The sequence below is a fragment of the Klebsiella sp. Q2 genome (assembly GCF_009900705.1).
GTDB classification, from domain to species: Bacteria; Pseudomonadota; Gammaproteobacteria; order Enterobacterales; family Enterobacteriaceae; genus Klebsiella; species Klebsiella quasipneumoniae.
Genome location: NZ_JAAABE010000006.1, coordinates 97341 through 112480, shown reverse-complemented (window position 1 = coordinate 112480; position 15140 = coordinate 97341). Strand labels below are relative to the sequence as shown.

The window sequence follows — 15140 nt, the reverse complement described above, 5'->3', positions numbered from 1 at the left end:
GTGATGGCGCGCACATATTGTTGTGTTTGTGTATTTAGCGACTTCCGTTTCTGTATTGTTTTGTTTACGGAAGGCGGTGCGGTAATTCAGAAAAAAGCCTTTCGTCTCAGGGAGAATAGTGGTAAGCGCGTTTGAATGCACCTGCTTTATGAAGGGATGATGACCATGTGTCTAAAAAGACATCAATAGACACATTCTGTATTATTCCGACGCACTGCTTCTTTCTGATTATTTATTCAAGGATATTGTCTTTATATTCATTTATTGGGTCGTTGAATCGGTTCAGATAGCGTAATTTTTCGTTTCCATTAAGTTAATGCTACCTCTTTATGAGTAAACGTAACATTTGTGCAAGGTTACATTTCTGAAATGTTATTTCTGTAAGGTTGTTAAAATGTCCGTCGTTTACTGATTTCAATCAAAACCTGTATGGACAGAAGGTGAATACTTTGTTACTTTAGCGCTACGAACTTTAAATTGGTAAGACCAATTGACTCCGGGCTAATGGCAGAGACAGGGAATATGGCCTACAGCAAAATCCGCCAACCAAAATTATCCGATGTGATAGAGCAGCAGCTGGAGTTTCTGATCCTTGAGGGGACCTTGCGCCCCGGTGAAAAACTCCCGCCTGAACGCGAACTGGCTAAACAGTTCGACGTTTCCCGCCCCTCGCTGCGTGAGGCGATTCAACGCCTCGAAGCCAAGGGCCTGTTGCTTCGTCGTCAGGGAGGTGGAACGTTTGTTCAGAGCCGCCTGTGGCAGAGCTTCAGCGATCCGCTGGTCGAGCTGCTGTCCGATCACCCTGAATCCCAATTCGATCTGCTTGAGACCCGTCACGCGCTGGAAGGCATTGCGGCTTATTACGCGGCGCTGCGCAGCAATGATGAAGATCGCGACCGTATCCGCGAGCTGCATCAGGCTATTGAGCGGGCTCAGCAGTCGGGCGATCTGGACGCTGAGTCCGGCGCCGTCGTCCAGTACCAAATCGCCGTCACCGAGGCGGCACACAATGTGGTTTTGCTCCATCTGCTAAGGTGTATGGAGCCGATGCTGGCGCAAAACGTGCGTCAGAACTTTGAATTGCTGTATGCCCGCCGGGAAATGCTCCCGTTGGTCAGCAACCATCGCACTCGCATTTTCGAGGCGATAATGGCCGGGGAGCCGGAGCAGGCGCGTGAGGCGTCGCACCGTCACCTGGCGTTCATTGAGGAAATTTTGCTGGACCGTAGCCGTGAGCAGAGTCGTAGAGAACGCTCGCTGCGTCGTTTACAGCAACGAAAGGACGAGAACTCCGGTTCTTAAGCGCCATTTTTAGAGCGCGGCAACTAAACGCAGAACCTGTCTTATTGAATTTTTGGTTGTTCAACGGTGAAGAACGAAGAGTTCAATGGGACAGGTTCCAGATTAATCAACGATTAGATAGATAAGGAATACCCCCCATGTCAGAACGTTTACCAAATGACGTGGATCCGATCGAAACTCGCGACTGGCTACAGGCGATCGAATCGGTCATCCGTGAAGAAGGTGTTGAGCGCGCTCAGTATCTTATTGATCAACTCCTTTCTGAAGCCCGCAAAGGCGGGGTGAAAGTGGCTGCTGGCGCATCAACCGGCGGTTACGTCAACACTATTGCCGTTGAAGATGAGCCGGAATATCCGGGTAATCTGGATCTGGAACGTCGTATCCGTTCTGCGATCCGCTGGAACGCCATCATGACCGTTCTGCGCGCATCGAAAAAAGATCTCGAACTGGGCGGCCACATGGCTTCTTTCCAGTCTTCCGCAACCTTCTACGAAGTGTGCTTCAACCACTTCTTCCGCGCACGCAATGAGCAGGATGGCGGCGACCTGGTGTACTTCCAGGGTCACATCTCTCCGGGCGTTTATGCGCGTGCGTTCCTGGAAGGTCGTCTGACTGAAGAGCAGATGAACAACTTCCGTCAGGAAGTTCACGGTAAAGGTCTGTCCTCTTATCCGCACCCGAAACTGATGCCGGAATTCTGGCAGTTCCCGACCGTTTCTATGGGCCTGGGCCCAATCGGGGCGATTTATCAGGCTAAGTTCCTGAAATATCTGGAACACCGTGGTCTGAAAGACACCTCCAAACAAACCGTTTACGCGTTCCTGGGCGACGGTGAGATGGACGAGCCGGAATCTAAAGGCGCGATCACCATCGCGACCCGTGAGAAGCTCGACAACCTGGTGTTCGTTATCAACTGTAACCTGCAGCGTCTTGACGGTCCGGTCACCGGTAACGGCAAAATCATTAACGAACTGGAAGGCATCTTCGCGGGCGCTGGCTGGAACGTTATCAAGGTTATCTGGGGCGGTCGTTGGGATGAGCTGCTGCGTAAAGACACCAGCGGTAAGCTGATTCAGCTGATGGAAGAAACCGTTGACGGCGATTACCAGACCTTTAAATCCAAAGACGGCGCTTATGTGCGCGAGCACTTCTTCGGTAAATATCCGGAGACCGCTGCGCTGGTTGCCGACTGGACTGACGAGCAGATTTGGGCCCTGAACCGCGGTGGCCACGATCCGAAGAAAGTTTATGCTGCTCTGAAAAAAGCGCAGGAAACCAAAGGCAAAGCGACCGTTATCCTCGCCCATACCATCAAAGGTTACGGCATGGGTGACACTGCTGAAGGTAAGAACATCGCTCACCAGGTTAAGAAAATGAACATGGACGGCGTTCGCTACGTCCGCGATCGTTTCAACGTGCCGGTTGCCGATGCCGATCTGGAAAAACTGCCGTACGTCACCTTCCCGGAAGGTTCCGAAGAGCACACCTATCTGCACGCTCAGCGTCAGAAACTGCACGGCTATCTGCCGAGCCGTCAGCCGAACTTCACTGAGAAGCTGGAGCTGCCGACGCTGGAAGATTTCCGCCCGCTGCTGGAAGAGCAGAATAAAGAGATCTCTACCACTATCGCGTTCGTTCGTGCCCTGAACGTGATGCTGAAGAACAAATCCATCAAAGACCGCCTCGTGCCGATCATCGCCGACGAAGCGCGTACTTTCGGTATGGAAGGTCTGTTCCGTCAGATCGGTATCTACAGCCCGAACGGCCAGCAGTACACCCCGCAGGACCGTGAGCAGGTTGCATACTACAAAGAAGACGAGAAAGGTCAGATCCTGCAGGAAGGGATCAACGAGCTGGGCGCAGGCGCATCCTGGCTGGCTGCGGCGACCTCTTACAGCACCAACAACCTGCCGATGATCCCGTTCTACATCTACTACTCGATGTTCGGGTTCCAGCGTATCGGTGACCTGTGCTGGCAGGCTGGCGACCAGCAGGCTCGCGGCTTCCTGATTGGTGGTACTTCCGGTCGTACGACGCTGAACGGCGAAGGTCTGCAGCACGAAGATGGCCACAGCCATATTCAGTCTCTGACTATCCCGAACTGTATCTCTTACGATCCGTCCTACGCCTACGAAGTGGCGGTCATCATGCATGACGGCCTGGAGCGTATGTACGGTGAGAAACAAGAGAACGTTTACTACTACATCACTACCCTGAACGAAAACTACCACATGCCGGCCATGCCGGAAGGCGCAGAGGAAGGTATCCGCAAAGGTATCTACAAACTCGAAACCATCGAAGGTAGCAAAGGTAAAGTTCAGCTGCTGGGCTCCGGTTCTATCCTGCGTCACGTCCGTGAAGCAGCGCAGATCCTGGCGAAAGACTACGGCGTGGGCTCTGACGTGTACAGCGTCACCTCCTTCACCGAACTGGCGCGTGATGGCCAGGATTGCGAACGCTGGAACATGCTGCACCCGCTGGAAACCCCGCGCGTGCCGTACATCGCTCAGGTGATGAACGACGCTCCGGCAGTGGCATCCACTGACTATATGAAACTGTTCGCCGAGCAGGTTCGTACCTACGTACCGGCTGACGATTACCGCGTACTGGGTACCGATGGCTTCGGTCGTTCCGACAGCCGTGAAAACCTGCGTCACCACTTCGAAGTCGATGCTTCCTATGTGGTCGTTGCAGCGCTGGGCGAACTGGCTAAACGTGGTGAAATCGATAAGAAAGTGGTTGCGGACGCAATTACCAAATTCAACATCGATGCAGAAAAAGTTAACCCGCGTCTGGCGTAAGAGGTAAAAGAATAATGGCTATCGAAATCAAAGTACCGGACATCGGGGCTGATGAAGTTGAAATCACCGAGATTCTGGTCAAAGTGGGCGACAAAGTTGAAGCTGAACAGTCGCTGATCACCGTAGAAGGCGATAAAGCCTCTATGGAAGTCCCGTCTCCGCAGGCTGGCGTCGTGAAAGAGATTAAAGTCTCCGTCGGCGATAAAACCGAGACCGGCGCACTTATCATGATATTCGATTCCGCCGACGGTGCAGCAGCTGCACCTGCGCAGGAAGAGAAGAAAGAAGCCGCTCCGGCCGCCGCTGCTCCAGCAGCTGCCGCGGCAGCGAAAGAAGTGAACGTGCCGGACATCGGCGGTGACGAAGTTGAAGTCACTGAAATTCTGGTGAAAGTGGGCGATACCGTTGCGGCTGAGCAGTCTCTGATCACCGTCGAAGGCGATAAAGCCTCGATGGAAGTGCCGGCGCCGTTCGCGGGTACCGTGAAAGAGATCAAGATCAACACCGGCGATAAAGTGTCCACCGGCTCCCTGATCATGATCTTCGAAGTGGCGGGCGCTGCGCCTGCTGCCGCACCTGCTCAGGCTGCTGCTCCGGCGGCGGCTGCTCCAGCTGCGGCTGGCGGTGCGAAAGACGTTAACGTACCGGACATCGGCGGCGACGAAGTTGAAGTGACCGAAGTGATGGTAAAAGTCGGCGATAAAGTGGCTGCTGAGCAGTCCCTGATCACCGTCGAAGGCGACAAAGCGTCTATGGAAGTGCCGGCGCCGTTCGCGGGCACCGTCAAAGAGATCAAAATCAGCACCGGCGATAAAGTCAAAACCGGCTCCCTGATCATGGTCTTCGAAGTGGAAGGCGCTGCGCCTGCCGCCGCACCGGCTCAGGCGGCTGCGCCGGCACCGGCTGCAGCTCCGGCTCAGGCCGCTAAGCCTGCCGCGGCACCGGCTGCGAAAGCGGAAGGTAAAACCGAATTCGCTGAAAACGACGCTTACGTCCACGCCACTCCGCTGATTCGCCGTCTGGCGCGCGAGTTCGGCGTTAACCTGGCGAAAGTGAAAGGCACCGGCCGTAAAGGTCGTATCCTGCGCGAAGACGTTCAGGCTTACGTGAAAGACGCTGTTAAGCGTGCTGAAGCGGCGCCTGCTGCTGCCGCTGGCGGCGGTATCCCGGGCATGCTGCCATGGCCGAAGGTTGACTTCAGCAAGTTCGGTGAAATCGAAGAAGTGGAGCTGGGCCGTATCCAGAAAATCTCTGGTGCCAACCTGAGCCGTAACTGGGTCATGATCCCGCACGTTACCCACTTCGATAAAACCGATATCACCGATCTGGAAGCGTTCCGTAAGCAGCAGAACGCCGAAGCTGAGAAGCGTAAACTGGACGTGAAATTCACCCCGGTTGTCTTCATCATGAAAGCCGTGGCCGCTGCGCTTGAGCAGATGCCGCGCTTCAACAGCTCGCTCTCCGAAGATGGTCAGCGTCTGACGCTGAAGAAATACATCAACATCGGTGTGGCGGTGGATACCCCGAACGGTCTGGTGGTTCCGGTCTTTAAAGACGTGAACAAGAAGAGCATCACCGAGCTGTCTCGTGAACTGACCACCATCTCGAAGAAAGCGCGCGATGGCAAACTGACGGCGGGCGAAATGCAGGGCGGTTGCTTCACCATCTCCAGCATCGGCGGCCTGGGTACCACCCACTTCGCGCCGATTGTTAATGCGCCGGAAGTGGCCATCCTCGGCGTGTCTAAGTCCGCGATGGAGCCGGTATGGAATGGTAAAGAGTTCGTGCCGCGTCTGATGCTGCCGATCTCTCTGTCCTTCGACCACCGCGTCATCGACGGTGCTGATGGTGCCCGCTTCATTACCATCATCAACAACACCCTGAGCGACATTCGCCGCCTGGTGATGTAATTGAAAAAGCCGGCCTGACGGCCGGCTTTTTTCTGATAACCTCAGGCTGTTTGGGATTATCAGCAACAAAGGACAAAATCGTTTGCCGTTTGTTGTTTAAAAATTGTTAACAATTTTGTAAAATACACGCGGATAGAACGTCCCGGTGGACTTGGGCGTAAAAATAATAGCGTCAGACCCGCCGGATATAAATTACAGAGGTCATGATGAGTACTGAAATCAAAACTCAGGTCGTGGTACTTGGGGCAGGTCCTGCAGGCTACTCTGCAGCCTTCCGTTGCGCTGATTTAGGTCTGGAAACCGTCATCGTAGAACGTTACAGCACCCTCGGTGGGGTGTGCCTGAACGTGGGTTGTATCCCTTCTAAAGCGCTGCTGCACGTGGCAAAAGTTATCGAAGAAGCGAAAGCGCTGGCCGAACACGGCATCGTTTTCGGCGAACCGAAAACTGACATTGACAAGATCCGCACCTGGAAAGAAAAAGTCATCACTCAGCTGACCGGTGGTCTGGCTGGCATGGCCAAAGGGCGTAAAGTGAAGGTGGTTAACGGTCTGGGTAAATTCACCGGCGCTAACACCCTGGAAGTGGAAGGCGAAAACGGCAAAACCGTGATCAACTTCGACAACGCCATCATCGCGGCGGGCTCCCGTCCGATTCAACTGCCATTTATTCCGCATGAAGATCCGCGCGTATGGGACTCCACCGACGCCCTGGAGCTGAAATCTGTGCCGAAACGCATGCTGGTCATGGGCGGCGGTATCATCGGTCTGGAAATGGGTACCGTATACCATGCGCTGGGTTCAGAGATCGACGTGGTTGAAATGTTCGACCAGGTCATCCCGGCTGCCGATAAAGATGTGGTGAAAGTCTTCACCAAACGCATCAGCAAGAAATTCAACCTGATGCTGGAAACCAAAGTGACTGCCGTTGAAGCAAAAGAAGACGGTATTTATGTTTCCATGGAAGGCAAAAAAGCGCCGGCGGAAGCACAGCGTTACGACGCCGTGCTGGTGGCTATCGGCCGCGTACCGAACGGTAAAAACCTCGACGCAGGCAAAGCGGGCGTGGAAGTTGACGATCGTGGCTTCATCCGCGTTGACAAACAAATGCGCACCAACGTGCCGCACATCTTTGCTATCGGCGATATCGTCGGTCAGCCGATGCTGGCGCACAAAGGCGTCCACGAAGGTCACGTTGCCGCAGAAGTTATCTCCGGCCTGAAGCACTACTTCGATCCGAAAGTGATCCCATCGATCGCCTACACCGAGCCAGAAGTGGCATGGGTCGGTCTGACCGAGAAAGAAGCGAAAGAGAAAGGCATCAGCTACGAAACCGCCACCTTCCCGTGGGCTGCTTCCGGCCGTGCTATCGCTTCCGACTGCGCAGACGGCATGACCAAACTGATCTTCGACAAAGAGACCCACCGTGTTATCGGTGGCGCGATTGTCGGCACCAACGGCGGCGAGCTGCTGGGTGAGATCGGCCTGGCTATCGAGATGGGCTGTGACGCTGAAGACATCGCGCTGACTATCCACGCTCACCCGACTCTGCACGAGTCTGTTGGCCTGGCGGCAGAAGTTTTCGAAGGCAGCATCACCGACCTGCCGAATGCCAAAGCGAAGAAAAAGTAACTTTTCCTTTCAGGCAAAAAGCATAAGCGGCTCCCGGAGCCGCTTTTTTTATGCCTGATGTTTAGAACTATGTCGCTATTCATAAACCGCTACACCTCATACATACTTTGTAAATAGTCACTTTGTAAACTTATAGGTAGTTAACGATATCAATGAGGTGTGTGATGAAACGCTTTTTAACTACAGCGCTGGTCGCAGCAGCGTGCTTATCCGGTGTCGCCTGCGCGGCTGACGCCACGATTCCGTGGGCGGATAACAGCGGTGGTACGGAAACGACCCATATTGCGGCGATGGGCCAGGATCTGAATGCTCAGCATCAGCAAGTGACCAAGACCAGTGAAGGAGTATGGGCGGCGAATTCCGGCAGCATCAGCGCTGACGAATCGGCATTGTCCAGTACAAAACCAGCCTTTGCCGGCGATCCGTCGCTGATGCCCCACCAGGGCTAAGCGAATGAAAACGCCCGGTTGCGTGTACGTAACCGGGCGTTTTTTATGGGTTGACCACCTGCCAGCCGGCGTCAGCGTCGGGGGCAAAGCGCGTTATCGCCTGGGCCTTTGCCGCGCTCTCTTCACCGAGATTGGCCTGATAAACGGTATCGTGCTGATCGATCATAAAGCTCATCACGCCGGTTTCCCCCCACGCCACCGGCCACGCCAGCAAGGCGACGCTCTGCTCATCTCTACCGGTGATAATGCGGAAGCGGTAGCCATGGTAGCCGCTGCCGGGAACCGTCGGGCTAAAGGCTGGCCCAAGCGGACTTGGCGCTTCGCCCGGCGAGGTGGGCCAGTACAGACCATCTTTTTTGCCTTCGCTACTGATGATTTTCTGCGCCCAGCGGTGGTTCAGTTGATAGTAATCCTGCTGGGCGTCAACGTAGGCATGCATGGCGGCTATCGCCGACAGTTCATTACGGCCGATAGCGCGGGTGAGGATCTCTTCTTCGCCAGCGGCCATATCAAAGCGCCAGCCCTGGGATGCTTTGACGATGGGGACTGGCAGCCGCCATGCTTCGCTACCGACGTCGAGCCAGGCTTTTTCACCCTGCTGCACAATCACATGTTTCACCTGCCAGTCGCGCTGGAAGCGGTCGACGGCAGTGGGGTCGATCCCGTCGGGGGGTAAAAAATGCTGCCAGTTATCGCCAAGCACTTCACTCAGCGCCGCATCATTTTGCTGGCCGATCGCCTCGGCCAGCGCGCTTGCGGCCTGCTCGGGGGTGGCATACTGCTGCTGGGCGAAGGCGGCAAGCGGCGACAGCATTAACGTGAACAGGGCAATTGGTAATGGGTTTCTCATTCTGCTCATCCTCAGCGGCGGCGTAGTTCATGGTGTTCAGAAAGACGCTCTCTGGCGCCGTCGCGCTGCTCGCGGTTTACGCTGGAAAACTGACGACTCTGCCGTCCCCGTTCCTGCTGCGCTTGCCAGGAGGGGGCGCGGCTTTCGTTGCCGCTAAGGGCGCTGGCGCGCAGATGACTGACCGTCTGCTGACGCTGGGCTGGCGTGGCGGACTGGAGCTGCTGCCGGCGCTGTTGCTGCTGCGGTGTAGTATTCTGCTCGCGGCTCTTAATGGTTTCCCTACGCTGCTGTTGCTGCGGCGTCGGTTTTTTCAACTGCGCTTTCGCCGCGTCTCGACGCTGCTGGGTCGATGTCGGCTCGCTGTCGTAACCGCGGTAGTTGCTGCGCTGGGTGGCTTGTTTCAACTGCGCCGAGGCCGCCTGACGCTGGGCATCGCGCGAGGCGGTGTTTGCCGCCAGGTTGCCCGCCGTGGCGGTCGGCGCGCTGCGCTGCTGAAGCTGGGCCATCGCCGCCTGGCGCTGCGTCTCACGATCGACCGGCGCATGCTGGGTCGCGCTCAGTCCGCCGGATACGTTGGTCTGATGAAAGCGCTGGGCGACGGTATTATCGGGGTATGGCACGTGACCGCGATAGGCGGGGTTGTGCTGCCAGTTTACGCGGTCGCCCGGCAGGTTTTGTCCGGTAATGCGGTTAAAGTTATTCACATTGATATTGATGTTATCGCCGTTATGCGAGTAATCGCCGCGGTGGTAGTCGTCATCGTGATGGTGGTGGTCATCATCATCCCAGTCGATGCTGCTGAACAGCGCCCAGGTGGTCGCCACGCCCAGGCTGTAACCGAAGCCTTTGACGAAGCTATCGGTAAACTGCTCCCCGGGAGGCGGCGGCAGATAGACCGGAGGATAGGCGCTGTTCGGCCAGGTACCATAGACGGTGGAGGGGTTGTAGTTGGGAACATAGACCACCTGTGGATCGGTCGGTTCTATTTTTATGACCTGCGTCGGTGCGGGCGCCGCCGCGCTGGTCGTTGACGTTGTTACCGTGCTGCTTTTCGAGGTGGAGGCCGGCGCAGGCGCCGCTGCGGCGACAATCACTTTTTGCTGCGGCGTAGATTTCAGCGTCCCTGTCTGCTGGGCGATGGCACGCAGACGCTGCACCGAGTCCATCACATCATGCGGCTGGGCCAAAAACGCATTACCCAGATTTTCCACCCAGGGCGGATTCTCGCCCATCATCGCCAGCAGGGCCGGGAAAGCGACAAGCGATTTGACGCTGGGATCCCACGGCTGGCTGGCAACAGCCTGAACGGCGGCATCCCCTTTCATGGAGGGATTATCCTGGGACCACTGCACCGCCTGCATGACGTTGTCCGGGTAGGTGGAGGCCATCAGCACCTGCGACAGCAGACTGTCCGGATAGAGCGCGATGGGGGCAACCCACTGATCAATCTGCGCCTGGGTGTAGGTGGTGGCTACCGGCTGCGCGGCGACTGGCTGTGTGGCTGGAGTGGGTGCCGGCGCAGCCTGCGCCGTCGGCTCAGTGACCGTCTCTGGAGTACGGCTTTGCACATAGAGTGTTCCCGCCGCCGCGAGTAAACCAGCGCTACAGAGCAGGGCGATAATATGGGGTTTGAACGGCAGTGACATAGAAGCTCCTGACCCAAAAAGTAACCCATCTCGCTAAAGTATCGGCGAAAACGGCGCGTTTGCTGAGTATAAGTAAGCGGTATGGCTTTTTATTGATGATTGTTGGGATCGGCCCATGGCGTTGTACATGGAAAGGAATTTTTGTCGCGGGATTTGAACAGAAAGCCTGCAATATCCTGCCCTTAACGATTCAGCTAAATTTTAATGTTGCTTTTTTGTAAACAGATTAACACCTTTCAAAAATCCTGCTATGCTGCCGACGCGGTATCGGGCATTTACCCTACAAACTGCTGTCTCACAGGAGCGTGAAGAAAATCGCCCAGCCACTAAATCCTTCAAGATGCGTCAAGGCGGCAAACTGCCAATACCGAAGCAGATTGATTGAAGACGTGTAGGCCGCATTATGACAATGAGAAGCGAGGAGAACCGTCGTGCTAGAAGAATACCGTAAGCACGTAGCTGAGCGTGCCGCCATGGGGATTGTTGCCAAACCCTTAGATGCAACCCAAATGGCCGCGCTGGTAGAACTGCTGAAAAACCCGCCTGCGGGCGAAGAAGAATTCCTGTTAGACCTGCTGATTAATCGTGTACCGCCGGGCGTTGACGAAGCCGCCTATGTTAAAGCTGGATTCCTTGCCGCGATCGCCAAAGGCGAAGCGTCCTCCCCCCTGGTTACCCCTGAAAAAGCCGTTGAACTGCTGGGCACCATGCAGGGCGGTTACAATATCCACCCGCTGATCGATGCCCTGGACGACGCGAAACTGGCGCCGATCGCCGCGAAAGCGCTGTCCCATACCCTGCTGATGTTCGATAACTTCTACGACGTGGAAGAGAAAGCGAAAGCAGGTAACGAGCACGCAAAACAGGTCATGCAATCCTGGGCCGACGCTGAGTGGTTCCTGAACCGCCCGCAGCTGGCAGAAAAAATCACCGTTACCGTTTTCAAGGTGACTGGCGAAACGAACACCGATGACCTGTCTCCGGCGCCGGATGCCTGGTCGCGTCCGGATATCCCGCTGCACGCCCTGGCGATGCTGAAAAACGCCCGCGAAGGCATTGAACCGGATCAGCCGGGCGTGGTTGGCCCGATCAAACAGATCGAAGCCCTGCAGCAGAAAGGCTACCCGCTGGCCTACGTTGGCGACGTGGTCGGGACCGGCTCTTCACGTAAATCGGCCACCAACTCGGTGCTGTGGTTTATGGGCGACGATATCCCGAACGTGCCGAACAAGCGTGGCGGCGGCCTGTGCCTGGGCGGCAAAATCGCGCCAATCTTCTTCAACACCATGGAAGATGCAGGCGCGCTGCCTATCGAAGTGGATGTGTCAAACCTGAACATGGGCGACGTGATTGACGTTTACCCGTTCAAAGGCGAAGTGCGTAACCACGAAACCAACGAACTGCTGGCCAGCTTCGAGCTGAAAACCGATGTGCTGATCGATGAAGTGCGCGCCGGCGGCCGTATCCCGCTGATCATTGGTCGCGGTTTGACTACCAAAGCGCGCGAAGCGCTGGGTCTGCCGCACAGCGATGTCTTCCGTCAGGCGAAAGACGTGGCGGAAAGCACCCGCGGCTTCTCTCTGGCGCAGAAAATGGTTGGCCGCGCCTGCGGCGTTGCCGGTATCCGTCCGGGCGCCTACTGCGAGCCGAAAATGACCTCCGTCGGTTCTCAGGACACCACCGGTCCAATGACCCGTGATGAACTGAAAGACCTGGCGTGCCTGGGCTTCTCCGCTGACCTGGTGATGCAGTCCTTCTGCCACACCGCAGCCTATCCGAAGCCGGTTGACGTCACCACGCACCATACTCTGCCGGACTTCATTATGAACCGCGGCGGCGTCTCACTGCGTCCGGGCGATGGCGTGATCCACTCCTGGCTGAACCGCATGCTGCTGCCGGATACCGTGGGCACCGGCGGCGACTCCCACACCCGTTTCCCCATCGGGATCTCCTTCCCGGCGGGCTCTGGTCTGGTGGCCTTCGCCGCCGCGACCGGCGTGATGCCGCTGGATATGCCGGAATCGGTGCTGGTGCGTTTCAAAGGTAAAATGCAGCCGGGCATTACGCTGCGCGACCTGGTCCACGCGATCCCGCTGTACGCCATCAAGCAGGGCCTGCTGACCGTTGAGAAGAAAGGTAAGAAAAACATCTTCTCTGGCCGCATCCTTGAGATTGAAGGTCTGCCGGATCTGAAAGTGGAGCAGGCGTTCGAGCTGACCGATGCCTCCGCTGAACGTTCTGCTGCAGGTTGCACCATCAAGCTGAACAAAGAGCCGATCGTTGAGTATCTGAACTCCAACATCGTCCTGCTGAAGTGGATGATCGCCGAAGGCTACGGCGACCGCCGTACCCTGGAGCGTCGTATCCAGGGCATGGAGAAATGGCTGGCGGATCCGCAGCTGCTGGAAGCCGATGCTGACGCGGAATACGCGGCAGTGATCGACATCGATTTGGCGGATATCAAAGAGCCGATTCTGTGCGCGCCGAACGATCCGGACGATGCCCGCCTGCTGTCTGACGTACAGGGCGAGAAAATCGACGAAGTGTTCATCGGCTCCTGCATGACCAACATCGGCCACTTCCGTGCCGCCGGTAAGCTGCTGGACAGCCACAAAGGCCAGTTGCCGACTCGCCTGTGGGTGGCGCCGCCAACCCGTATGGACGCCGCGCAGCTGACCGAAGAAGGTTACTACAGCGTATTTGGTAAGAGCGGGGCGCGTATCGAAATCCCTGGCTGTTCCCTGTGTATGGGTAACCAGGCGCGCGTCGCCGACGGCGCGACGGTGGTTTCCACCTCTACCCGTAACTTCCCGAACCGTTTAGGTACCGGCGCTAACGTCTATCTGGCCTCTGCCGAGCTGGCAGCGGTGGCTTCTCTGCTTGGTAAACTGCCGACGCCGGAAGAGTACCAGACCTTCGTTGCGCAGGTGGATAAGACAGCGGAAGATACCTATCGCTATCTGAACTTCAACCAGCTGGATCAGTACACTGAAAAAGCTGACGGCGTGATCTTCCAGACCGCGGTGTAAAACCATTCGGTCAGCCTGGCTGACCGTTTGGCTACAAACTCCCCAATGCCCGGTGAACATTGCATCACCGGGCATTTTTATTTCCAAACCTCCTGCCTGTTACGCTTTTTTTCTTTCGGTCTGCTGCGATAATTACTCCATGGGTACAGTGCAGCGGTGACGCATTGCCCTTGCAGAGGAAAAGACGATGGACTACGAATTTCTGCGCGATATTACCGGAGTGGTAAAGGTGCGAATGTCGATGGATCACGAGGCGATTGGCCACTGGTTCAACGAGGAGGTGAAAGACAATCTTGCTCTGCTTGACGAAGTGGAGCAGGCTGCGCGCACCGTGAAAGGCAGTGAACGTTCCTGGCAGCGTGCCGGACATGAATATACGCTGTGGCTGGATGGCGAAGAGGTGATGATCCGCGCCAATCAGCTGGAATTTTCCGGCGACGAAATCGAGGAGGGGATGAGCTACTACGACGAAGAAAGCCTCTCTCTGTGTGGTGTTGAGGATTTCCTGCAGGTGGTTGCCGCCTATCGTGAGTTTATGCAGCAGCGTTGATGACTCGTTTTGCGCCGGGCTGCGGAAAACCGTAGCCCGGCTAAGCGTCGCGTGCGCAGGGCACATCCCCGGGTCGCGACGAGTACCTTTCCCCCGCTTCCCGCCGGCGCAGAACCCAGGCCCGGCGCGCAAAATCGCCGCCGGGCATTTGAGGCATTACACGGCAGGAATATTGCGGCCGTAGTAAATCTCGCGCATCTCTTTCCACAGCAGGTCGGTAATGACCTTGCGCTCTTCAGCGGTCAACTCTTCCGGTCGGGTATGGAACATGTAATGCTTAAGGTCGAACTCCTTAAGCAACATTTTGGTATGGAAGATATTTTCCTGATAAACGTTGACGTCGACCATGTCATACAGCGACTTCATATCGTCAGACATAAAGTTCTGAATTGAGTTGATTTCATGATCGATAAAATGCTTCATCCCATTGATGTCGCGGGTAAAGCCGCGCACGCGGTAGTCAATGGTCACAATGTCCGATTCCAGCTGGTGGATCAGATAGTTCAGCGCTTTGAGCGGTGAAATAACCCCGCAGGTAGAGACTTCGATATCGGCGCGGAAGGTGCACAGACCGCCTTCCGGGTGGCTCTCCGGATAGGTATGCACGCAGATATGGCTTTTATCGAGATGGGCGACCACGGTTTCAGGCAGCGGGCCGGGGTGTTCGGTCTGGTCGATAAGCCGCGGGTCGACGGGCTCTTCGCTAACCAGAATGGTCACGCTGGCGCCCTGGGGTTCATAATCCTGGCGGGCGATATTCAGGATATTAGCGCCAATAATAGAGCAGGTTTCGGTCAGGATCTCTGTCAGGCGATTGGCGTTATAGAGTTCGTCGATATAGGCGATGTAGCCGTCGCGCTCTTCTGCCGTTTTGGCGTAACAGATATCGTAGATACAAAAACTCAGGCTTTTGGTCAGGTTGTTAAAGCCATGCAGCTTCAATTTTTTCAATTTAGTTCACCCCCTTATTTC

At 56.0% G+C, this 15140-nt stretch carries 10 protein-coding genes; 7 read left to right on the top strand and 3 right to left on the bottom strand.

Annotated elements, in window-relative coordinates:
* Positions 1–522 precede the first annotated feature (522 nt).
* From pdhR to GT756_RS21085, 5 genes are all read left to right on the top strand, one after another.
* Positions 523–1302 carry a pyruvate dehydrogenase complex transcriptional repressor PdhR gene (pdhR, locus tag GT756_RS21105; RefSeq protein ID WP_002888699.1) on the top strand — a complete coding sequence of 260 codons (780 nt, stop codon included), beginning with the start codon at positions 523–525 and terminating at the stop codon, positions 1300–1302.
* Between the two features lie 137 nt (positions 1303–1439).
* The gene (gene aceE, locus GT756_RS21100; protein WP_004204365.1) at positions 1440–4103 is read left to right on the top strand and encodes a pyruvate dehydrogenase (acetyl-transferring), homodimeric type; all 2664 of its coding nucleotides are present in this window, start codon (positions 1440–1442) and stop codon (positions 4101–4103) included.
* A gap of 14 nt (positions 4104–4117) precedes the next feature.
* Positions 4118–6013, top strand: coding sequence for a pyruvate dehydrogenase complex dihydrolipoyllysine-residue acetyltransferase (gene aceF / locus GT756_RS21095; protein ID WP_114508561.1), 1896 nt, complete (start codon positions 4118–4120; stop codon positions 6011–6013).
* Positions 6014–6219: 206 nt separating this feature from the next.
* Positions 6220–7644 carry a dihydrolipoyl dehydrogenase gene (lpdA, locus tag GT756_RS21090; protein WP_002888731.1) on the top strand — a complete coding sequence of 475 codons (1425 nt, stop codon included), beginning with the start codon at positions 6220–6222 and terminating at the stop codon, positions 7642–7644.
* 164 nt (positions 7645–7808) lie between these two features.
* Positions 7809–8093, top strand: coding sequence for a hypothetical protein (locus GT756_RS21085; protein ID WP_004204367.1), 285 nt, complete (start codon positions 7809–7811; stop codon positions 8091–8093).
* A gap of 43 nt (positions 8094–8136) precedes the next feature.
* Here the strand turns inward: GT756_RS21085 and GT756_RS21080 are convergent, their stop codons facing one another.
* Positions 8137–8943, bottom strand: coding sequence for a DUF2950 family protein (locus GT756_RS21080; RefSeq protein WP_017901170.1), 807 nt, complete (start codon positions 8941–8943; stop codon positions 8137–8139).
* An 11-nt stretch (positions 8944–8954) separates the two neighbouring features.
* Positions 8955–10589, bottom strand: coding sequence for a DUF3300 domain-containing protein (locus GT756_RS21075; protein ID WP_114508562.1), 1635 nt, complete (start codon positions 10587–10589; stop codon positions 8955–8957).
* Between the two features lie 431 nt (positions 10590–11020).
* Between GT756_RS21075 and acnB the strand changes: the two genes are divergently transcribed.
* Positions 11021–13618 carry a bifunctional aconitate hydratase 2/2-methylisocitrate dehydratase gene (gene acnB, locus GT756_RS21070; RefSeq protein ID WP_017901168.1) on the top strand — a complete coding sequence of 866 codons (2598 nt, stop codon included), beginning with the start codon at positions 11021–11023 and terminating at the stop codon, positions 13616–13618.
* A 187-nt stretch (positions 13619–13805) separates the two neighbouring features.
* Positions 13806–14168, top strand: coding sequence for a protein YacL (gene yacL / locus GT756_RS21065; protein WP_004204373.1), 363 nt, complete (start codon positions 13806–13808; stop codon positions 14166–14168).
* 156 nt (positions 14169–14324) lie between these two features.
* Here yacL and speD read toward each other — a convergent pair whose 3' ends face one another.
* Entirely contained in the window at positions 14325–15119 is a 795-nt protein-coding gene (gene speD / locus GT756_RS21060; RefSeq protein WP_023319740.1) for an adenosylmethionine decarboxylase, read from the bottom strand.
* Positions 15120–15140 lie beyond the last annotated feature (21 nt).

Excerpts from the sequence above, each read along its gene's own strand:
- pdhR (WP_002888699.1), top strand. The coding sequence starts at position 523 with ATGGCCTACAGCAAAATCCGCCAACCAAAATTATCCGATGTGATAGAG.
- aceE (WP_004204365.1), top strand. The coding sequence starts at position 1,440 with ATGTCAGAACGTTTACCAAATGACGTGGATCCGATCGAAACTCGCGAC.
- aceF (WP_114508561.1), top strand. The coding sequence starts at position 4,118 with ATGGCTATCGAAATCAAAGTACCGGACATCGGGGCTGATGAAGTTGAA.
- lpdA (WP_002888731.1), top strand. The coding sequence starts at position 6,220 with ATGAGTACTGAAATCAAAACTCAGGTCGTGGTACTTGGGGCAGGTCCT.
- GT756_RS21085 (WP_004204367.1), top strand. The coding sequence starts at position 7,809 with ATGAAACGCTTTTTAACTACAGCGCTGGTCGCAGCAGCGTGCTTATCC.
- GT756_RS21080 (WP_017901170.1), bottom strand. The coding sequence starts at position 8,943 with ATGAGAAACCCATTACCAATTGCCCTGTTCACGTTAATGCTGTCGCCG.
- GT756_RS21075 (WP_114508562.1), bottom strand. The coding sequence starts at position 10,589 with ATGTCACTGCCGTTCAAACCCCATATTATCGCCCTGCTCTGTAGCGCT.
- yacL (WP_004204373.1), top strand. The coding sequence starts at position 13,806 with ATGGACTACGAATTTCTGCGCGATATTACCGGAGTGGTAAAGGTGCGA.